This window comes from Prosthecobacter gellanilyticus, from assembly GCF_007992435.1.
Taxonomy (GTDB): domain Bacteria; phylum Verrucomicrobiota; class Verrucomicrobiia; order Verrucomicrobiales; family Verrucomicrobiaceae; genus Prosthecobacter; species Prosthecobacter gellanilyticus.
In genome coordinates this window covers 1-18,925 of record NZ_BKAG01000017.1, presented here as the reverse complement: position 1 = coordinate 18,925, position 18,925 = coordinate 1, and the positions used below count along the sequence as shown (strand labels likewise).

General features: G+C 60.0%; 16 protein-coding genes and 1 tRNA gene. 10 read left to right on the top strand and 7 right to left on the bottom strand.

Going from position 1 to position 18,925, the window contains the following annotated elements; translation table 11 throughout:
• Window positions 1-81 precede the first annotated feature (81 nt).
• A complete protein-coding gene (nuoD, locus tag BGE01nite_RS13195; RefSeq protein ID WP_146850942.1) occupies window positions 82-1,341 on the top strand; it encodes an NADH dehydrogenase (quinone) subunit D in 1,260 nt (419 codons plus the stop codon).
• A gap of 40 nt (window positions 1,342-1,381) precedes the next feature.
• A complete protein-coding gene (locus tag BGE01nite_RS13190; protein ID WP_146850941.1) occupies window positions 1,382-1,885 on the top strand; it encodes an NADH-quinone oxidoreductase subunit NuoE family protein in 504 nt (167 codons plus the stop codon).
• A 257-nt stretch (window positions 1,886-2,142) separates the two neighbouring features.
• Here BGE01nite_RS13190 and BGE01nite_RS13185 read toward each other — a convergent pair whose 3' ends face one another.
• Entirely contained in the window at window positions 2,143-2,784 is a 642-nt protein-coding gene (locus tag BGE01nite_RS13185) for a type II secretion system protein (protein WP_146850940.1), read from the bottom strand.
• Between the two features lie 293 nt (window positions 2,785-3,077).
• On the opposite strand from BGE01nite_RS13185, the gene ppdK reads away from it, so the two are divergent.
• The 4 genes from ppdK to panC all read left to right on the top strand — a co-directional run bounded on the left by ppdK (window position 3,078) and on the right by panC (window position 8,839).
• On the top strand, window positions 3,078-6,062 hold the full coding sequence (ppdK, locus tag BGE01nite_RS13180) for a pyruvate, phosphate dikinase (RefSeq protein ID WP_146850939.1): 2,985 nt from the start codon (window positions 3,078-3,080) through the stop codon (window positions 6,060-6,062).
• Window positions 6,063-6,258: 196 nt separating this feature from the next.
• The gene (locus BGE01nite_RS13175; protein ID WP_170266771.1) at window positions 6,259-7,152 is read left to right on the top strand and encodes an ABC transporter ATP-binding protein; all 894 of its coding nucleotides are present in this window, start codon (window positions 6,259-6,261) and stop codon (window positions 7,150-7,152) included.
• A complete protein-coding gene (locus BGE01nite_RS13170; protein ID WP_146850937.1) occupies window positions 7,149-7,997 on the top strand; it encodes an ABC transporter permease in 849 nt (282 codons plus the stop codon). Before BGE01nite_RS13175 ends, BGE01nite_RS13170 begins: the two co-directional genes overlap by 4 nt.
• The gene (panC, locus tag BGE01nite_RS13165; RefSeq protein WP_146850936.1) at window positions 7,994-8,839 is read left to right on the top strand and encodes a pantoate--beta-alanine ligase; all 846 of its coding nucleotides are present in this window, start codon (window positions 7,994-7,996) and stop codon (window positions 8,837-8,839) included. The genes BGE01nite_RS13170 and panC overlap by 4 nt, the downstream gene beginning before the upstream one ends.
• A gap of 9 nt (window positions 8,840-8,848) precedes the next feature.
• Here the strand turns inward: panC and BGE01nite_RS13160 are convergent, their stop codons facing one another.
• The 4 genes from BGE01nite_RS13160 to BGE01nite_RS13145 are packed head-to-tail and all read right to left on the bottom strand — an operon-like array spanning window position 8,849 to window position 14,004.
• Entirely contained in the window at window positions 8,849-9,721 is an 873-nt protein-coding gene (locus BGE01nite_RS13160) for a hypothetical protein (RefSeq protein WP_146850935.1), read from the bottom strand.
• Window positions 9,722-9,774: 53 nt separating this feature from the next.
• Complete coding sequence (locus tag BGE01nite_RS13155; RefSeq protein WP_146850934.1) at window positions 9,775-11,280, bottom strand: sialate O-acetylesterase; 1,506 nt, start codon at window positions 11,278-11,280, stop codon at window positions 9,775-9,777.
• A gap of 54 nt (window positions 11,281-11,334) precedes the next feature.
• Entirely contained in the window at window positions 11,335-13,074 is a 1,740-nt protein-coding gene (locus BGE01nite_RS13150) for an ABC transporter ATP-binding protein (protein ID WP_146850933.1), read from the bottom strand.
• Between the two features lie 48 nt (window positions 13,075-13,122).
• Complete coding sequence (locus tag BGE01nite_RS13145) at window positions 13,123-14,004, bottom strand: hypothetical protein (protein WP_146850932.1); 882 nt, start codon at window positions 14,002-14,004, stop codon at window positions 13,123-13,125.
• 99 nt (window positions 14,005-14,103) lie between these two features.
• Here BGE01nite_RS13145 and BGE01nite_RS13140 point away from each other — a divergent pair, with 99 nt between their 5' ends.
• Window positions 14,104-14,730 carry a DUF2238 domain-containing protein gene (locus BGE01nite_RS13140; protein WP_146850931.1) on the top strand — a complete coding sequence of 209 codons (627 nt, stop codon included), beginning with the start codon at window positions 14,104-14,106 and terminating at the stop codon, window positions 14,728-14,730.
• 65 nt (window positions 14,731-14,795) lie between these two features.
• Window positions 14,796-16,064, top strand: coding sequence for a Gfo/Idh/MocA family protein (locus BGE01nite_RS13135; protein ID WP_146850930.1), 1,269 nt, complete (start codon window positions 14,796-14,798; stop codon window positions 16,062-16,064).
• Here BGE01nite_RS13135 and BGE01nite_RS13130 read toward each other — a convergent pair.
• Entirely contained in the window at window positions 16,061-16,807 is a 747-nt protein-coding gene (locus tag BGE01nite_RS13130) for an HAD family hydrolase (RefSeq protein WP_146850929.1), read from the bottom strand. The genes BGE01nite_RS13135 and BGE01nite_RS13130 overlap by 4 nt on opposite strands.
• A gap of 70 nt (window positions 16,808-16,877) precedes the next feature.
• A complete protein-coding gene (locus BGE01nite_RS13125; RefSeq protein ID WP_246145722.1) occupies window positions 16,878-18,296 on the bottom strand; it encodes a sulfatase-like hydrolase/transferase in 1,419 nt (472 codons plus the stop codon).
• A gap of 105 nt (window positions 18,297-18,401) precedes the next feature.
• On the opposite strand from BGE01nite_RS13125, the gene BGE01nite_RS13120 reads away from it, so the two are divergent.
• Window positions 18,402-18,478: transfer RNA gene (locus tag BGE01nite_RS13120), tRNA-Met, on the top strand.
• A gap of 88 nt (window positions 18,479-18,566) precedes the next feature.
• The gene (locus BGE01nite_RS13115) at window positions 18,567-18,917 is read left to right on the top strand and encodes a GIY-YIG nuclease family protein (RefSeq protein ID WP_308741216.1); all 351 of its coding nucleotides are present in this window, start codon (window positions 18,567-18,569) and stop codon (window positions 18,915-18,917) included.
• Window positions 18,918-18,925: the final 8 nt, after the last annotated feature.

The following is an 18,925-nucleotide window of genomic DNA, read 5'->3' as shown; positions in this document are numbered from 1 at the left end:
CCGAGCTTGTGAAATTTTTCACAAATTGGGGTTGCCGCTTCTTGGGGCCGTAGAATACTCCCCGACCTCCCCCATTATCTGATGCCCACCGTCACGCGAGAATACGAAGCCCCTGATGTCGCCGCCAAGGCTGCGATGCAGGCGGAGAGCATGGAGGCCACAACCTCCGACATCGTGGGAGAGAAAATGGTGCTGAACATGGGGCCCTCCCACCCGGCCACGCACGGCGTGCTGCGCCTGGTTTTGGAGATGGATGGCGAGATCATCACGAAGGCGGATCCGGATGTCGGCTTCCTGCACCGTGGTGACGAGAAGATCGCTGAGAACATGCATTACAACCAGTTCGTGCCCTACACGGACCGGCTGGACTACCTGGCCCCCCTGGCGAACAATGTGGCCTATGCCCTGGCCTGCGAGAAGCTGATGGGCTGGGAAGTGCCTGAGCGTGGCCGCGCGATCCGCGTGATCTGCTGCGAGCTGGCCCGTATCTCCGCGCACATGCTGGGAGTCGGGGTGTTCGCGATGGACGTCGGCGCGATGACCGTCTTCCTTTATACCTTCACCGAGCGTGAGAAGATCTACAATCTGTGCGAGCAGCTCACCGGAGCGCGCTTCACCACCAGCTACACCCGTGTGGGTGGCCAGGTGCGTGATCTGCCAGATGGCTTTGTCTCCGCCGTGCGCAAGTTCCTGGATGAGCTGGAGCCGGTGATCGATGAAGTGGACAAGCTGCTGACCCGCAACGCGATCTTCATGGCCCGCACGCAGAACCTGGGCGTGATCACGAAGCAGGAAGCGATCGACTGGGGCATCTCCGGCCCGAACCTGCGTGGTTCCGGCGTGGCGCATGACCTGCGGAAGAGCAATCCTTACCTCGACTACGAGCGCTACGACTTCGACATCCCTGTGGGCACCACCGGTGACTGCTATGACCGCTATCTGGTGCGCATGGAAGAGATGCGCCAGAGCGTGCGCATCCTGCGTCAGGTGATGGACAAGCTGCCTGGCGGTCCGATCAATGTGGCGGATGCCAAGGGCCTGCTGCCGAAGAAGGAGAAGGTGCTCATGAAGATGGAGGAGCTGATCCACCACTTCATCATCGCCACGCAGGGCATCGATGCGCCTCCGGGTGAAGTTTACTTCGGTGCCGAGAACCCCAAGGGTGAGCTCGGCTTCTACATTCACAGCAAGGGTGGTGGCGTGCCTTACCGGCTGAAGATCCGCAGCCCCTCCTTTATCAATCTGAGCATCTTGTCCAAGATGATCCCTGGCCATCTGCTGAGTGATGTGCCTTCCGTTCTGGGCAGCCTCGACTTCGTGATGGGCGAGTGTGACCGCTGATCTCCCATCGCCCCAACAACCTTCTTTGAACTGACTGACGATGGCCCTGGCAATCCCCGCTGAACTGGAAAGCAAAATCGATGAGGTGATCACGCATTACCCCGTTTCGAAGCGCAGCGCTGTGCTGCCGCTGCTGCATCTCATGCAGCATCAATTCCGCTTCATCAGCGATGAGATCGTGAACTGGGTCGCGGCGAAGCTGAGCCTGGAACCGATCCAGGTGCTGGAGGTGGTGACGTTCTATCCCGGCTTTCGCCAGACCGCTCCGGGCAAATATCATATCCGTGTCTGCCGCACGCTTTCCTGCGCCATGGCGGGTAGCTATGAGCTGATGGACTCCCTCTGCCAGGCGGCAAAGATCGACCGCAGTCATGTGGATCATCATCACCCCATCGCCGTGAGCGAGGACGGGAAGTACAGCATCGAGTTCGCCGAATGTCTGGCGAGCTGCGGCTTCGGTCCCGTGTGCATGGTGGAAGACGATTTCTTTGAGAAGGTAGAACCTGCCAAGGCGGGCGAGCTGCTGGCGCGCTACAGCGCGTGAGGCACGCCGGGCCATTGGTTTGTGCGGGCGTGTCCGCCCTGCCACGTTGAATGGATCACCCTCGGAGACGGAGGTCTCTGTCGTTGATCCCGCCCTTGTGGCAGGAACATGCGGATGCCCATGCGCTGCTTGAAGTCCGGGCTTTGACCTACGCCTTTTGGAACAGCAGTCCCGTCGTGCGGGATCGGCGCACAAAAAAACGCGCGCCAGAAGCTGGCGCGCGTTGCTTGCATGAAGTTTGAAAGGTGAGGGCTGGATCAGCGCCAGGAGACGATGTCGTCCTTGGTATTGATGATCTTGTCAGGGCCGAGGCATTGAACCGCGGTGCTCGCCGGCAGATACTGCGGGGCGCGGGAAGAGATGCGCTGGTCGATGTTCTGAGCATCCGGATTCTCGATGCGGTTGTCCAGATTGGTGTCGAAATAGATGTGGTAAGGCTGCCCCCAGATGTCAATGAGGCGCACGTTGCCACCACCGGAACCACCGCTGGTGTCGACAATGCCGAAGGACTGGCCGTTCTTGGCGATGGCAAGGTCGATGAACTTGATGCCGCGAGGATTGAGGTTAGGCCCGCCCGAGTTGGGGTCGACCATGGCCATCAGCACGCTGACGAGCGAATTGGAATCATTGGTGATGATGGGGTCGATGTCGTCACCACCGCTGGAGCCGGTGAGATCGACAGGGAAGCGGTTATACTCCGTGCGGAAGTGGCCGATGGCGACCTGCAGGTCTTTGAGCACGGCCTTCGTCCGCACTTCATTGGCACGCTTCATGACGATGTTGGTGACAGGAACCGCGAGGGACGCGAGGATGGCGATGATGACGATGACGACAAGAAGCTCGACCAGCGTGAAGCCCCGCCCGGACGGGCGTTGAGCAGATGCGAATGTTGTTTTCATGGTTTGTTAATGGGGGGTGGCTGGTCGTTGAACCGGCGCACCTTGGAGACAGGGCGTGTGATTTAATTTCCAGCGTTGAATGCTTTAAATCATAAAGACGCATTGTTCGTCAAGACTGCTCAATTCAATCACATGATGGATGAGTTCATGTTCGGCGAGCGGCGGCGACCCCTCTGGACGGGGTGTTAACTTTTGATTGTCAACTTGTGCTTGCATCCTATAATCAAATGATAATTATCGGCATCCGATTCGCAAACAACAAAACCACACGCCGGTAACGACAAACAAACTCTATGGCAAAAGCAGCGAGCAATAGCAGCAAAGCAGTGAAATACGTTTATTCCTTTGGAGCAGGAAAAGCGGATGGTGATGGCTCCATGAAAGCACTGCTCGGAGGTAAAGGCGCTAACCTCGCTGAAATGAGCCGCATCGGTCTTCCGGTGCCTCCTGGATTCACGATCACGACGGAAGTTTGCACCTTCTACTACGCGAACAAGAAGAGCTATCCTGAGAGCTTGCAGAAGCAGATGGAAGCCGGTGTCTCCGCCATGGAGAAGATCATGGACGCAAAGTTTGGTGACGCCAAGGGCATGCCGCTCCTCGTCGCTGTGCGCTCCGGCGCCCGTGACTCCATGCCAGGCATGATGGACACCATCCTGAACCTGGGCCTCAACGACCAAACCGTCCTCTCCCTCGCCGCCGCCACCAAGAATGAGCGCTTCGCCTGGGATTGCTACCGCCGCTTCGTCCAGATGTATGGTGACGTGGTGCTCGGAGTGCAGAAGACTGAGAACGAAGATCACGAGCCCTTCGAAGTGGCGATCGAAACCTTCAAGCACGAGAAGTATCACAAGGACATCGTCGACAGCGACCTGACCGCCGACGACCAGAAGGAACTGGTGAAGCGCTTCAAGGCCCTCGTCAAACAGCGCACTGGCAAGGTGTTCCCGAACGATCCATGGGATCAGCTTCGTGGCGCTGCTGGCGCTGTGTTCAGCTCCTGGATGAACGACCGCGCGATCGTGTATCGCCGCAAGTACAACATCCCTGCCGAGTGGGGCACCGCCGTGAACGTGCAGGCGATGGTCTACGGCAACACCGGCAATGACTCCGGTTCCGGCGTGGCCTTCACCCGTAACCCAGCCAACGGTGTGAACGAATTCTACGGTGAGTTCCTCATCAACGCCCAGGGTGAAGACGTCGTCGCTGGCGTGCGCACTCCAGAGCCAGTGATTGAGCTGAAGAAGGCGATGCCGAAGTCCTATGCCGAGCTTCTGAAAGTGCGCTCCACTCTTGAGAAGCACTTCAAGGACGTGCAGGACGTCGAGTTCACCATCCAGCAGGGCAAGCTGTTCATGCTACAGACTCGTAACGGCAAGCGCACCGCCGCTGCCGCGCTGAAGTTCTCCATGGACATGGTGAAGGAAAAGCTCATCGACCAGGAAACCGCCATTCTGCGCAATCCTGCCGACCAGCTCGAGCAGCTTCTGGCTCCTGATTTCGACATCTCCGAAGTCAAGAAGGCCAAGGAACTCGCCAAGGGTCTGCCTGCAGGTCCTGGTGCCGCTTCCGGTATCATCTACCTGAACGCCAACCGCGCCGCCGCCGCTGCTGAAGCCGGTGAGACCGTCCTCCTCGTCCGTAACGAAACCTCTCCAGAAGACCTTCGCGGCATGATCGCCGCCGCTGGTATTCTCACCGCCAAGGGTGGTGTGTCCTCCCACGCGGCTCTCGTGGCCCGTCAGATGGGCAAGGTTTGTATCTGCGGCGCCAGCGCTGTGGAGATCGACTACGACAAGAAGACTGTGACCATCGCCGGTCAGGTTTTCAAGGAAGGCAAAGACAGCCTGAGCATCGACGGCACCGCCGGCACCATCTATGGTGGCAAGATCAAGACGGGCCCTTCCTCCATCGTCATGGGTCTCCTCCATGGTGACAAGGCCGCCCAGGGCACTGAGAAGTTCAAGAGCTTCAAGACCCTCATGGACTGGTGTGGCAAGGCTGCCCGCCTTGACGTCCGCACGAACGCTGACAATCCGGAGCAGACTGAAAACGCCATCGCGTTTGGCGCTGTCGGCATCGGCCTCACCCGCACAGAGCATATGTTCTTTGAAGGTGACCGCATCGACGCCGTCCGTGAGATGATCCTCGCTGATAACGTGGCTGACCGTGAGAAGGCCCTCGCCAAGCTTCTGCCTTACCAGCGTGAAGACTTCACTGGCATCTTCAAGGCCCTCAAGGGCATGCCTGCGACCATCCGTCTGCTTGACCCGCCTCTCCACGAATTCGTTCCGCATGAAGAAGCCGCCCAGGCTGACCTTGCGAAGAAGATCGGTGTGTCCGCTGACAAGGTGAAGAGCCGTGTGGCCGCGCTGCATGAGTTCAACCCCATGCTCGGTCACCGTGGCTGCCGTCTCGGCATCGCCTATCCGGAAATCACCGCCATGCAGGCACGTGCCATCTTTGAGGCCGCTGCTGATGTGGCCAAGGCCAAGATCAAGGTGAAGCCTGAAGTCATGGTGCCTCTCGTTGGCTTCAAGAAGGAACTCGACCTCCAGGTTGAGATCATCCACAAAGTTGCCAAGGCCGTCATGGCTGAGAAGAAGATCAAGTTCGACTACATGGTCGGAACGATGATCGAGGTGCCACGTGGCGCGCTTACTGCTGATGAAATCGCGCACACCGCAGAGTTCTTCAGCTTCGGCACGAACGACCTGACCCAGACCGCCCTCGGCATCAGCCGTGACGACATGGGTTCGTTCCTCATGCCTTATACGGAGAACGAAATCTTCAAGAAGAACCCTTTCGCCACGCTCGACACTGTCGGCGTCGGCCAGCTTATCCAAACCGCCATCACCAAAGGCCGCAGCACCCGTCCAGACATCAAGCTGGGCATCTGCGGTGAGCATGGTGGCGATCCAGACTCCGTGAAGTTCTGCCACCAGGTGGGACTCTCTTACGTGAGCTGCAGTCCTTTCCGAGTCCCCGTTGCCCGTCTTGCCGCTGCGCAGGCCGCCATCGAGGAAAAGCGTGCCACTGCGAAGGCCGCTGCTGGGAAAAATGTCCGTGGTGCCAGCTCCGCTGCTGCCTCGGCAAAACAAAACAACAAAGCAACCAACAACAACAACAATACCATGGCTAAGAAAGCTGCAAAAAAAGCCGCCAAGAAAGCTGCCGCTCCGAAGAAAGCCGCTGCTGCTCCGAAGAAAGCCGCCAAGAAAGCTGCTGCTCCGAAGAAAGCCGCTAAGAAGGCTGCCAAGAAGGCTGCAAAGAAGTAATCTGACTGATCTCTAAACGAGATCAAAACCACGGCGAAGTGATTCGCCTCAAAAGCCCTGTGGAGAGCAATCTTCACAGGGCTTTTCTTTTCCCGGCAGGGCTTTTGATCAAGGAGCCCGGCGTCGCTCAGCCAGCCGCAGGAATTCATGTGCAGAGTTGCAGGCTCACGCGCGCATGTCACACTCGCCGCCTCACATGGCCCTCATCGAAGTCCGGAATCTCACCAAGCGCTGGCGCGCTGACCGCCTGGCTTTGGATGATGTGAGCTTCGATCTGCGGCAGGGAGAGATCCTGGGCCTGCTCGGCCACAATGGCGCGGGCAAGAGCACCATCCTGGGCATCACGCTCGGCATGGTCAGGCCGGATGGCGGGCAGGTGGTGATCGGTGGGCATTCGGTGCAGGATGATCGCGCGCGTGCCCTGGGGCAGATCGGCGCCATCTATGAGGCGGCGCATTTTTATGACTACCTCACCGGCTGGCAGAATCTGCGTGTGCTGTGCTCGCTCTCCGGCTGGTGGGATGAAGCCGAGGCGAAGCGTGTGTTAAAGTTGGTTAACCTGGAGCAGCGTGCCGGGCACAAGACGAAGACCTACAGCCATGGCATGAGGCAGCGCCTCGCGCTGGCGCAGGCATTGCTGCCACGACCGAAGTGTCTTTTGCTCGATGAGCCGACGGATGGCCTGGATCCTGAAGGCATCCGCGAGTTCCGTGAGCTGGTGCTCAAACTGCGCGCGGAGTTTGGCATGACCATTTTGCTGAACTCACACCTGCTGGCCGAGGTGGAGCAGATGTGTGACCGCTGCGTGATCCTGAAGCAGGGGAAGAAGATGTATGAAGGCATCGTCCCTTCGCAGCAGAAGAAGCAGACGGTCTTTCAGCTCCAGACCCGTGATGCCACAAAGGCGCGCGAAGTCATACGCACGGCGGGAGCCACGCAGGATCCCACCACCAATCTCATCGAGCTGCCTTCGCATATCGTCGGGCATGAGCTGCTTCAGCAGCTGGTGCAGGCGGGTGTGCGTGTGGATGCCTGGCAGCCGCACAAACCTACCTTGGAGGAGTTTTACCTCGGACTCACCGGCGCATGATCCTCTTCTTCCATCAATGGCAGGGTGAACTGCTGAAGCTCTTCGCACGCCGGCGCACTTACATCGGCTTTGGCGCCTTCCTGGGCCTGGAGATCGTGCTGCTCATCGTGTTCCGGCTGCAAGGTGTGGAGCGCATCTTTGAGCGCCTGATCTCGCGCCAGGGCCAGGCTTTTGGCGAGTACTACTCCGCCATCACGCTGGCACAGATGATCCTCGGTTTCTCCGTGCTGCTGCTGGGCGCCATCTACCTGGCGCTCGTGGCGGGTGACATCGTGGCGAAGGAGGGTGAGGACGGGCACTACCGCCTCCTGCTCGTCCGGCCCGTGACGCGTCTGCGCCTGCTCTTCATCAAATATCTCACCAGCACCTGCTACACCTTCGTGCTGATCCAGTTCATTGCGTGGACAGCCTTTTTGTTGGGCCTGGCCATCAAGGGCTGGGGCGGAGGCTTCTTCGTGATGATCCCGGAGGCAGGCATTCTGGAGTTTTATCAGTGGGCAGAGGGCATTGAGCGCTACGCCCTGGCTTCCTGTTTTCTGGCGGTGAGCATGACCACGGTGAGCAGCGTGGCCTTCTTCCTCTCCTGCTTTCCCATCAAGCCTGCGGCGGCCACCATCGGCGCGCTGTCCTACATCCTGGTAGACCTCATCCTGCGAAACACGGGGTTCATGGATAATTACGACCACTTCCTGCTGACGAAGCACATGTCCGCCTGGGGCCGGATCTATGCGGAACACATCCCGTGGCCGGTGCTCGTGCGGAGCTTCACCATCATCGCCGCGGCGAATGCGAGCCTCTTCATCCTTGGCACCGCGGTGTTTGAATCTCGCGACCTGAAATCATGACCCTGATCGAAAACGTGAACGACCTCCGTGCCTGGAGGAGAACCGCCGGAAAAGTTCTTTTCGTGCCCACCATGGGCGCCCTGCATGACGGCCATGCCACGCTCGTGCGGGAGGCCCGCAAACTGGCTGGTAAAGAGGCCACCGTGGCTGTCAGCATCTTCGTGAACCCGCTGCAGTTCGGGCCTAACGAAGACTTTGACCGCTATCCACGGACGCTGGAGGCAGACATGGCCCTGTGTGAGGCTGCCGGGGCAGACATGGTCTTTGCTCCGCCGGTGAAGGAAGTCTACTACCCGGACCGCAGCATCCAGATCCTGGAGAAAAGCCTCTCCACCGTGCTCTGTGGTGCCAGCCGGCCCGGGCATTTTGACGGTGTCTGCACGGTCGTGGCCAAGCTCTTCAACCTGGTGCAGCCGGACGAGTCTGTGTTTGGCAAGAAGGACTACCAGCAACTCGCCATCATCCGCCGCATGGTGCGTGACCTGGATTTTCCCGTGACTATTCATGGCGTGGAGACCGTGCGCGAGGCTGACGGCCTGGCCATGAGTTCGCGTAATCGCTACCTCAGCGCTGATGAACGTGCGCAAGCACCCGCTCTGCGTGCGGCTCTGGTGAAGGCACGTGATGCCTGGCGCGGTGGTGTCACTGGAAGCAGCAGGCTGCTTTCGCTGATCCATGAGCACCTTGCCAGCGCTGCTCCTTTGGGCCGTGAGGACTATGTCAGTCTGGTTGATCAGCAGACGCTGCAGCCGCTTGAGCTGGCTCGCCCGGGTAGCCTGATCGCGCTGGCCGTGTTCTTTGATCGTGCCCGGCTTATTGATAACATCGAGCTGGATAAGTGATGCTGTGGTCTAGTGCTCCAGGATGCGCTGGGTGCGCTTTGCCTTGAAGGTTGACTTCAGAGTCAGCGTGCCGGCATCACCTCCGGTGGTGACAGGCCCTTTGAAGTTCACCGTGCCAGTCACTTCAGAATCGAGGTTCAATCCGTCGCTCAAGCGTCGCAGATGAATGCCGGTGAAGGTGACATCGAGCGTGCCCTCATAGGTCGGGCGTTCGAGCTGGAGACTGCCGGTGATGGTCAGCCGCGCGCAGCTTTCGCCCTTGAAGTCTTCCACTCCGGTGAAAGTGACCTCGTAAGAGCTGGGCACCAGCATGTCGCGCGCTTTGCCGCGCACCTCGCGGAAGGCAGGCTTCCAGCGATCGCCAGGTTTGCGAGGCTCATTGCCGATGCCCCAGGTGCTGGCATCCAGCAGGTCCGTGAGCACGCCGAGCTCCACCAGAGAGCGCTGCTGAAGCTCGCCAGGCTTCTTGTCGGCCAGTTCGAAGCTCCACCGTCCGAGCTTCTGCCGTGCGCGCAAGCGTGTGGCTTGCAAAGGACCGGGCTGCGTGTTCTCCGGCGGTCCAGGAGGACCGGGATAGGCCACGCAGTCCTCACCGTGATCACTGACTTCCACATCCTCCGCGGCGTTTCCCTGCACGCGACGAATCAGCGTGAGCCTCTGATGATAGCGGGTGATGGCATCCTGAGTCCGCTTGGGGGCAGTGAAATGAAACTCGCCATCGCTGGAGTCGATCTGGCGTTCCTCACGCAGCATCGTGCCGGAGCGGAGTGGCTTCGCGGCCAGCGAGACAGGGCCAGGCGGGCGTTCGGCGCGCTTCTTGTCCGACGGTGCGGCCACCTGGGCAAACAAGGGCAGAGCAAGAAAGAGAAGACACCATCTCATGGCCTTATCATGCCATGAAGTAGCTCACGAATCCATGATCTCTTTTGGGTGGCTCACCAAGTGTCTGTGCGGAACTGGGTGGCAGGAAGACCCGCGCTGTTCCAGAGTGTCACGTCAGGGAGCTCAGCCCAGGCGTAGCGTGCTGCCAGAGGGGCTGGTACAGCTTTGCTGGAAAGGATCACTGAGTTTCCCTCAACACGCGCCTCGGCAGGGTGCCACGCCTTGTCCTCGCCAGCGATCACAAAGCCGCTGGTCGTCGCGGATTTCAGCTCCAGGCCATTTGCCACATGATCAAAGGTCACGATGATCTCGCTGCCTTTGACCTCATGTTTCACGGGCAGGGGACCGCTGCTGGCGTTGGGTTTTTCGTACACAGTGGCCAGCGCCCATTGAGCCAGGCGATGCCCAACCATTTGTTTGTTCTTGGGGTGGATGTCCTTCGCCTCGCCAATGTCCAGTGTCACCGCCATGCCGCTCTTGGTCACGTTCTGCACGGACTTGAGCATGGCCTCACGAACCAGCATCCATCCTTCGCCACGATTGGCCGAGAAGTTTGGCAACTGCACCCAGGCCATGGGAAACTCATAGCCCCAGCGTGTGCGCCAGTCCTTCACCAGGAGCGGGAGTTGATGCTGGTAGAAGTTCGCCTTCTCGCCATTGCTATTTGCCTCGCCCTGGTACCACAGGGCACCACGAATCGCATAGGGGATGAGCGGCGCGATCTTGCCATTGAAGAGACCGCCGACATTGCCTTTGCGCTCGCGCACCACCAGGGGGTTCCTCGGTGCGCGTGGCGCGGGCTTGCCCTCCGCCTTGGCCTTCTTCGAGTTCTCACGCCACCTGGCCAGTTGCTTCTCATGGTCGGCTTTCGCCTTCACCGGATCAAAGGCGGCGTCAGCCTTGCTTCCCATCTCAAAGAAGGGCTTCAATTCAGCGCTCGCTTTCTGCACTTCCGGGCTGATCCAGGATTCGATCGGCGTGCCGCCGACGGAAGAGTTGATCAGGCCCACGGGCACGCCGAGCTCACGATGGATCTCTTTGCCAAAAAAATACGCCGTGGCGGAGAAACCGCCCACTGTCTCGGGAGAGCAGACCACCCAGGCGCCTTCGCAACGTTCCTGCTGCTGGGTGTTGGCGTGGCTCTTCACCACAAACATGCGGATCTCTGGCAGCTTCGCCTCAGCCTGTTCCTTCTCGTAATTCATCGCCCGGCTCACCGTCATGGCCATGTTGGACTGGCCGGAGCCCAGCCAGACTTCACCGATCAGCACGTCCTGGACCGTCTTGGTTTCGGAGCCGCTGGTGATCGTCAGTGTTTGGGGTCCCTTGGCCTCCAGCTTCGACAGGTCGGCACGCCACTGGCCCTTCGCATTCGTCGTGGCCTTCACACTCTGATCTGCGATGCTCACGCTCACTTCGGTTCCCGCGTCCGCCCAGCCCCAGACAGGCACCGCCTGGCCTTGCTGAAGCACGGCATGATCCGAGAAAATCGCAGGCAGCTCCAGAGCCGCATGGGCTGAAGCACTGGCAAGAAGGGCGAGACAAAGTGGGAGGCGCATGGCCGCCTCTAAACGGTGTGCTGGACCCTCTTTATCACACTCTCGGAGATCACCTCACAGCAGCGCCAGGCTGGCGAGCTCACGGTAGTAGGCGCAGCTTTCCACCAGCTCCGCGTGGCTGCCTTGAGCGAGGACCTGCCCCTGGCGCATGACGTAGATCACATCCGCACTGACCACGGTGCTCAGACGATGAGCGATGACGAGGCAGGTACGGTCCGCGCGCAGCTTCTCCAGCGCTTCCTGGATCGCGGCCTCGGATTTGTTGTCCACGGCGCTGGTGGCTTCATCCAGGAGCAGGATGGGCGCATCCTTGAGAAATGCTCGCGCCATGGCGATGCGCTGCCTTTCGCCACCACTGAGCATCACGCCACGCTCGCCCACCTGGGCATCAAGGCCATCTGGATGCCGCCGAACAAACTCTTCGGCACTGGCATGGGTCAAGGCGGCCCACATCTCGTCATCCGTGGCATCAGGATCACCGAGGCGGAGATTGTCGCGAATGGTTCCGGCAAAGAGAAAGGCATCCTGCGTCACATAGGCCAGCGCATCACGCAAAGACACGCGGTTGTAGTTCGTGATGGGATGTCCATCCAGCAACACCTGGCCGGACTGCGGTTCATAGAAGTGTGTGAGAAGCTGGAAGAGCGTGCTCTTGCCAGATCCCGTGGCTCCCACGATGGCCACAGTCTGGCGTGGCAGCACGCGCAGGTTCACACCTTGCAGCACTGGCTTGTCAGGCTGGTAACCAAAAGTCACATCACGGAACTCCACTTCGCCACGCACGTTGGTGAGAGTGGCTCCGCGTTCCAGATCTTCCTCGCCCTCTTGATCCAGGATCTTGAAGACTCGCTCCGCGCTCGCGAGTCCGGTGACAATGGTTTGATTCACGCCGTGAAGACGTGCGATGGGCTCAAAGAAGAAGCCGAGCAGGAAGATGAACTTGAAGAGCTCGCCCGTGGTCATCTCACCCTGGATGGCGCCATATGCGCCGATGCTCAGCAGCAGCACGAGTCCAAAACTGCCCAGGAAACCCATGAGCGGGCTGTAGACGGCCCACGCCGTCATCAGCCGCTGCTGGGAGCGACGGAGCTCATGACTGGCGCGGTTAAAGTCTTCCTGCTTCGTGTCCTCGGCGGTGTAGCTTTTTACCTGGCGGATGCCGGTGATGGTGTCATGCAGCAGTGAGTTCATGCGGCTGCTGGCCTCACGTGCCTCGCGTGAGCGCGGTGCAATCCAGCGTGCGAAGAGCCAGCCACCCGCCGCGATGAACGGCGTGGGCACCATGACGATCAGCGCGAAGGTCGAGTTCGTGTAAAACATGACCACCGCGCTGATGATGATCTGCAGCACCGCCGTGAGACCTTGCTCGATGCCTTCCAAGATCACACGCTGAGTCGCAGGCACATCATCCGCCATGCGCGTGAGGATATCACCCGTGCTTTGACGGTCGAACCAGGCCAGCGGCAGGCGCGCGATCTTGTGGTGAAGCTGCCCGCGCAGGTCAAAGATCATGCGCTGCTCAAAGGCGCTGTTCACCCGTGTGCGGATGTAGAAAAGCAGCTCGCGCAGGAAGAAGGCCGCGATCGCCAGCGCGCCTGCCTTCCAGATTCCCGGCACATCTTTGCGTGGGATGAGATCATCCACAAACCACTGCACCACGCCTGGAAAGACCACGATCAAAGAAGTGCCCAGAACCGCGAGCACGAACTGGATCAGCGCCATGCGCCAGTGAGCGCGCGCAAAGACGAGCAGGCGGCTGCCGGTGGCTCGGAGTGAGGTGGGTTTGTCTGGCATGTTAGGCGGCCACCTCTGACGCAGATCGTCTTCAGGAATTCGGATTTCTTATCGCGCTTTGTACACCACGGTATCCATGGCCTCCTCCAGCACCAGCGTCTTCAAGAACGGTTCAAGCTGCGGATTCGCGGCCGCACGCGCTACTTGTGGGAGCTGCATCAGTCCGGCGAAGTCCTGCCGCTCGATGGCCTGACGAACTTTAGCATCTTGTCCCAGCGCGGCGATCTCCGGATGATTCAGCGCATTCGCCGTGTCCTGACCACGTGAGGCAAGCTGCTGCCACACACGACCATCCGGCCAGAGAATGAGCAGGCGCGCCAAGTTGGCCCGAGCGCGCATGTCATAGGGATCCAGCTTCTCCACGAAACTGCCCACGGAGGTGCGGTCGATCTTCTGCGCCATCTCGGAGATCCACTGGCCGAACTCGCTCTTCACACCTTTGCCCTGAAGCTCCACGTTCGCGTTCTCCAGGCTGTACACACTGCCGAGCAGACGCATCACCATGGCCCCCAGCCAGACGACGACGCCGGAAGGCACCAGGCTCAGCAGCCCCGCCTTCCATCCCGTGAAGCTGGCCAGCAAAGAAATGATGCCGAAGCCCGCGACGAAGTTCACCAAGCCGCGCACCAGAAAGTAGGTCAGCACCGCCGCGGCACCTGAGAGGCCCAGCAGCGTGTTTGTGGTCATGTTCGAGGCATAAGCTCCAAACACATCCGTGCGATGCTGAAAGACAAACAGCCCCGCCATCACCGAGATGGCCAGCGTGACCATCATGAGCATCTGCGAGACGATGCCGCGCGCCACGGCCAGCCCGGCAAAGAAAGCCACGATGGCCAGCCCCCAGGCGTTCATGCCCTGGCTCGAGATCGCGTTCTTCACGCTTTCGACCGTGCCGCCGAGATCGGGCATATTGAGGGCGAGGAAATCCATGGGCAGCCTATCAAAAGGGCACGCGGCAGGGCACGCAAGCCGTTTATCGTCGTCGTTGCCCGCTGGACATCTGGCCTTCTTTGTGGTGGCATCCCGGTCATGCCTCCCGAACGCAAGCCGCGCCTGCTGCCTCTCGCCCTGTTCACCGCTGCCTACATGATCGCCGCCGTGGTCAGTTCCATGGTGCAGGGAAACACCGAGTTCATCTTCTACATCGTGGTCATGGTCGTGCTGATCTCGGTCATGACCTGGGTGCATAAGAGCGTGGGCCTGACCACCGGGCTGCTCTGGGCCCTGTCCGTCTGGGGGCTGGCCCACATGGCCGGTGGCCTGATCAAGCTGCCTGCGGGCTGGCCCTACAATGGCGAAAACCCCGTGCTGTATAGCTGGTGGATCATCCCGCAGAAGCTGAAGTATGACCAGATCGTCCACGCTTATGGCTTCGGCATCACCACCTGGCTGTGCTGGCACTCGTTGCGCTCATCCTTGCGCAAAAGCTGCGGCATCGAGCTTCAGCCCACCTTTGGTCTCATGGTGCTCAGCGCCGCCGCAGGCATCGGCTTCGGGGCGCTGAATGAAGTGGTGGAGTTCATCGCCGTGCTGACCATCCCCAACACGAATGTCGGCGGCTATGAAAACACCGGCTGGGACCTCGTGGCGAATCTTGTGGGGGCTACGACGGCCGCCATCATCATCCGCATCGCCTCCAAGCCCGCGACGGCCTGAAAGCATCGAAACGGGCCATATTCGCGGCGATAAACGGACACTGTCGTGTCGATACTTCGCCTGCCATGAACCGCCGCACGCTTCTCACTCAAACATCCGCCCTCGGCCTCGGGGCCGCCCTTTCCGCCGCCACGAAACTCCGTGCCGCTGACAAGGCCGGAAACAAGCTCAAGGTCGCCGTCATCGCCCTGGGTCGCGGCATGGGCCATGTGCAGGCACTGCTGGCCTTGCCGGACGTGGAGATCGCCTATCTCGCCGAGACTGATTCAACACGTCTTGAAAAAGGTCTCCAAGTGGTCGCCAGCAAGCAAGCCACCTCCTGCCAGGGCGTGCGGGACTTCCGCAAGATCCTCGAGGACAAAACGGTGGATGCGGTGTGCATCGCCACGCCAAATTTCTGGCACACACCCATGGCCATCATGGCGCTGGAGGCTGGTAAAAATGTGTATGTGGAGAAGCCCGGCAGCCAGAACCCTGGCGAGGCCGAGGCACTCGTCGCGGCGATGAAGAAGAGCGGCAAAGTCGTGCAAATGGGCAACCAGCGCCGCACCTGGATGAAGGAAGCCATCGCGGCTCTGCATGGTGGTGCCATCGGTCCCGTGCGCTTTGCCCGCGGCACCTATTACAACTCGCGCAAAGAGGTGGGCAAACTCGCGCTGCCGCCCTCCGCGGATCTCGACTGGAATCTCTGGCAGGGACCTGTGCCGGATGATGCCAGGCACGACATGAAAAAGTTCGCCCACTATGACTGGCACTGGCTCTGGCATTGGGGCAATGGCGAGCTCGGTAACAACGGCATCCACACGCTCGACATCATGCGCTGGGGCCTGAAGGGCGACTACCCGCTGAAGGTCACCTACAACGGCGGCCGCTACTTTTATCAGGACGAGCAGGAGACCCCTGACACTGGTACGGCCGTCTATGATTTCGGTCATGCAGGCTGCGAGTGGATCCAGAGCTCCAGCCATGCTCGCGCCGCCGAGAAGCCCATCGGCGAAGTCATGTTCTATGGCGACAACGGCACCATGGCCATCGCCCGCGACTCCTACACCCTCTACGATCCGAAAGGCGCCGAGATCAGCAAGACCAAAGGCGCCGGTGGTGGTGATCCCGCGCATTTCGGTAACTTCCTCAATGCCATCCGTGGCAAGGCCCAGCTCAACAGCCCCATCGAAGAAGGCCAGAAGAGCACCATGATGTGCCACCTCGGAAACATCGCCTACCGCACCAACACCGTCGTGCGCTGTGACCCGAAGACCGGCAAGCTCATCGACAATCCCGAAGGCGAGAAGCTCTGGAAGCGTGCTTCTTATCGCGAAGGCTGGGGCATTTAACCCGGCCCACGCTCGCGATGCACACCCAGGATCTGCCGGACCATCGCAAAAATATTCCCGACCGCACCCCAGTAAGGCCGCGGCGGTGTGAGCACCGTCACGTCATGGCCGGGGAAATGCGCGCGCAGCTTGTTGCTCGGATGCACCAGCACACGATTGCCCACAAACTCCAGCAGCGGAATGTCCGCGGAGCTGTCGCTATACGACCAGCAGTGAAAGCGCTCCTCGTCATTCATGCCAGCTACACCGGGCAGGCGCAGTTTCATCGCCGTGATCTTCGCCTCACGCTTGTTATTGCCTCCGGGAATCGCCGGGCGCAGCGGCACCTCCTCGCCGATCTTGATCTGCGTGGCGATGCAGTGATCAAAGCCCAGCACCTCGGCGATCTGGTCCGCATAAAAGTCCGGGCTGGCCGTGTTCAGCACCAGCTTCCGGTGCTGATGCTTGTGCCGCAGGATCTCCGCGCGCAGCTCCGGATAGATCCACGTGTCCACACAGTCATGCGCAAAGTCGCGCGCCAGCTTGCGCAGATGCGCCCGCTTCATGCCCGCGAGATAGGAAAGGAAGGCCCGCTTCGCCGTCTCCGTGCTCACCAGCCCGACCGCTCTTCCAAGCGCATATGGGACGAACCAAAGATGCAACACAATGCGCCACGGATGCCGCTTCAGCACATAATTGCAAAACAGCGCCTGCGTGTCGAAGGGCAGGAGCGTGTGGTCGAGGTCGAAGAAAGCGTAGCGCATGTGAGCGGGGAAGGGGAAACCACGAATGGACACTAATAAACACGAATGTGAGAAACTCTTCCGGGCAGGCTCACTTGTAGTCCTCCCCGTTCAGACTCTTCGCCACACTTTCCAGCCAGTTTTCCAGAGCCTCCTGCATCTGCGGCACACGCTCGGGCTGCTCGGCAAAAAGCACACGGCTCTCATCAGGATCAGCGCTCAGATCATACAGCTCCCAGTCCACATCACCCGTCTTCTTGTCCTCGATGCGGTGCAGCTTCCACGGCCAGTCCAGCCACGCCGAGTGACCCGGAAACTTGGTGAGTGATACCGGCTTGCCGATCTTTCCGGCATCTGGTGCCAGACGCTGCGGATCATTCGGCTCCTCACCACGTTCCTGCGCCGCCAGAAGCTCCCGCATCCACACCTCGGAAGAGGCACCCATGCCTTTCACTCCCATGTCCCAGAAACCGATCGGCTTCTCGCGCTTCTTCACCTCGCCTTTGAGCAGCGGCAGCAGGTTCACACCATCCAGCGGCGGCGTCTTCTCCAGCGTCACATCCGCGATGTCGAGCACCGTCGGCAGGATGTCTGAAGTCACACATGGGATGGAGATCACCTTCGGTTCCTTGAACTGCGAAGGCCACTCAAGCAGGGCTGGAACCGCCAGACCGCCTTCATAGATGCTGCCCTTGTTGGCGCGTCGTCCACCCGTGGAGCCGATCTTCGGCAGCGCGCCATTGTCACTGCAGTACCAGAGCACCGTGTCTTGCTCGATGTCCAGCTTGCGCAGTTCCTCGCGCAGCTTGCCAAAGGCACGATCCATCGCGGTGATCTCGCCATAGAAGTTCTGCTCCGCTTTCGGCAGCCCTTCATACGCTGCCTTGTCAGACTCCAGAGCCTTGTGTGGATTGTGCGGCGAGCCAAACCACACCACCGCCAGGAAGGGCTGCTTGTCCCTCGCGCACTGGCGGATGAAGTTGACCGCCACCTCAGCGGTGACATCCGAGCTGTCGCCTTTGAATTGGGTGGCCTTGCCCTTCACACTGAGGATGGGGTCGAGATCAAAGTAGTTAGGCGCAGACACCCATTCATCAAAGCCGCAGGCACCCGGGCTCACGGGGCTGTCTTTCTGCACGGACCCGAGGTGCCATTTGCCAAAGTGCCCGGTGCGGTAACCCGCAGACTTCAGCGCCTCCGCCACCGTGATCTCCTGCGGCCGGATGGGATGCCCCCAGGAGAAGGTGCCGTAGCGGTTCGGCGTGCGCCCCGTCATCACACTGCCGCGTGTGGGCGAGCACACCGGCGCCGCCGAGTGAAACTGGTCAAAGCGCACGCCCGCCTTCGCCATCGCATCAAAGTTCGGTGTCTTCACTTTCGGATGCCCGTTGTAGGCCATGTCGCCCCACCCCTGGTCATCCGCCATCACCAGCACAATGTTCGGCGGCGCGGTCGTCACAGCTTGGGCCGTGAAGGCGGCAGCACAGAGCAAAGTCAGAAAGGTTTTCATGCGAGGAATTCTAGATAGACCGCCCATGCCGATACAAGACTCGAAGAAACCGGTTTTCGAGGTTGCAATAGGCCCAAGAGCCTCCACCTTAGCCGTCCAACAGAACGCGGGGTGGAGCAGCCCGGTAGCTCGTCAGGCTCATAACCTGAAGGTCACAGGTTCAAATCCTGTCCCCGCTACCAAATGAAGGCCGTGCAGCAATGCACGGCCTTCGCCATTTATAGTTTCGTGTATTTTGTCTACGTCCGCTCATCAGGCGCATAATCCCGCATGCGGGATCACAGGTTCAAATCCTGTCCCCGCTACCAAATGAAGGCCGTGCAGCAATGCACGGCCTTCGCCATTTCTAGGTTCATGTATTTCGTCTATGTCATTCAGAATGATGGAGGCCGCTTTTACATCGGCCTATCGGATGATGTTGAGAGGAGGCTTGTAGATCACAACTCGGGCGTCTCCACGTGGACGCGACATCGTGGGCCGTGGAAATTGGTTTGGACCAGCGCTCCCATGAGCCTGACCGATGCCCGAAAAGTGGAGAACCTTCTCAAAGCTCAGAAAGGCGGCGATGGATTTTACCGCCTGACAGGCCTCATCCGACAAAACCGCTCGTCAGGCTCATAATCCCGCAT

Excerpts from the sequence above, each read along its gene's own strand:
- nuoD (WP_146850942.1), top strand. The coding sequence starts at position 82 with ATGCCCACCGTCACGCGAGAATACGAAGCCCCTGATGTCGCCGCCAAG.
- BGE01nite_RS13190 (WP_146850941.1), top strand. The coding sequence starts at position 1,382 with ATGGCCCTGGCAATCCCCGCTGAACTGGAAAGCAAAATCGATGAGGTG.
- BGE01nite_RS13185 (WP_146850940.1), bottom strand. The coding sequence starts at position 2,784 with ATGAAAACAACATTCGCATCTGCTCAACGCCCGTCCGGGCGGGGCTTC.
- ppdK (WP_146850939.1), top strand. The coding sequence starts at position 3,078 with ATGGCAAAAGCAGCGAGCAATAGCAGCAAAGCAGTGAAATACGTTTAT.
- BGE01nite_RS13175 (WP_170266771.1), top strand. The coding sequence starts at position 6,259 with ATGGCCCTCATCGAAGTCCGGAATCTCACCAAGCGCTGGCGCGCTGAC.
- BGE01nite_RS13170 (WP_146850937.1), top strand. The coding sequence starts at position 7,149 with ATGATCCTCTTCTTCCATCAATGGCAGGGTGAACTGCTGAAGCTCTTC.
- panC (WP_146850936.1), top strand. The coding sequence starts at position 7,994 with ATGACCCTGATCGAAAACGTGAACGACCTCCGTGCCTGGAGGAGAACC.
- BGE01nite_RS13160 (WP_146850935.1), bottom strand. The coding sequence starts at position 9,721 with ATGAGATGGTGTCTTCTCTTTCTTGCTCTGCCCTTGTTTGCCCAGGTG.
- BGE01nite_RS13155 (WP_146850934.1), bottom strand. The coding sequence starts at position 11,280 with ATGCGCCTCCCACTTTGTCTCGCCCTTCTTGCCAGTGCTTCAGCCCAT.
- BGE01nite_RS13150 (WP_146850933.1), bottom strand. The coding sequence starts at position 13,074 with ATGCCAGACAAACCCACCTCACTCCGAGCCACCGGCAGCCGCCTGCTC.
- BGE01nite_RS13145 (WP_146850932.1), bottom strand. The coding sequence starts at position 14,004 with ATGGATTTCCTCGCCCTCAATATGCCCGATCTCGGCGGCACGGTCGAA.
- BGE01nite_RS13140 (WP_146850931.1), top strand. The coding sequence starts at position 14,104 with ATGCCTCCCGAACGCAAGCCGCGCCTGCTGCCTCTCGCCCTGTTCACC.
- BGE01nite_RS13135 (WP_146850930.1), top strand. The coding sequence starts at position 14,796 with ATGAACCGCCGCACGCTTCTCACTCAAACATCCGCCCTCGGCCTCGGG.
- BGE01nite_RS13130 (WP_146850929.1), bottom strand. The coding sequence starts at position 16,807 with ATGCGCTACGCTTTCTTCGACCTCGACCACACGCTCCTGCCCTTCGAC.
- BGE01nite_RS13125 (WP_246145722.1), bottom strand. The coding sequence starts at position 18,296 with ATGAAAACCTTTCTGACTTTGCTCTGTGCTGCCGCCTTCACGGCCCAA.
- BGE01nite_RS13115 (WP_308741216.1), top strand. The coding sequence starts at position 18,567 with ATGCGGGATCACAGGTTCAAATCCTGTCCCCGCTACCAAATGAAGGCC.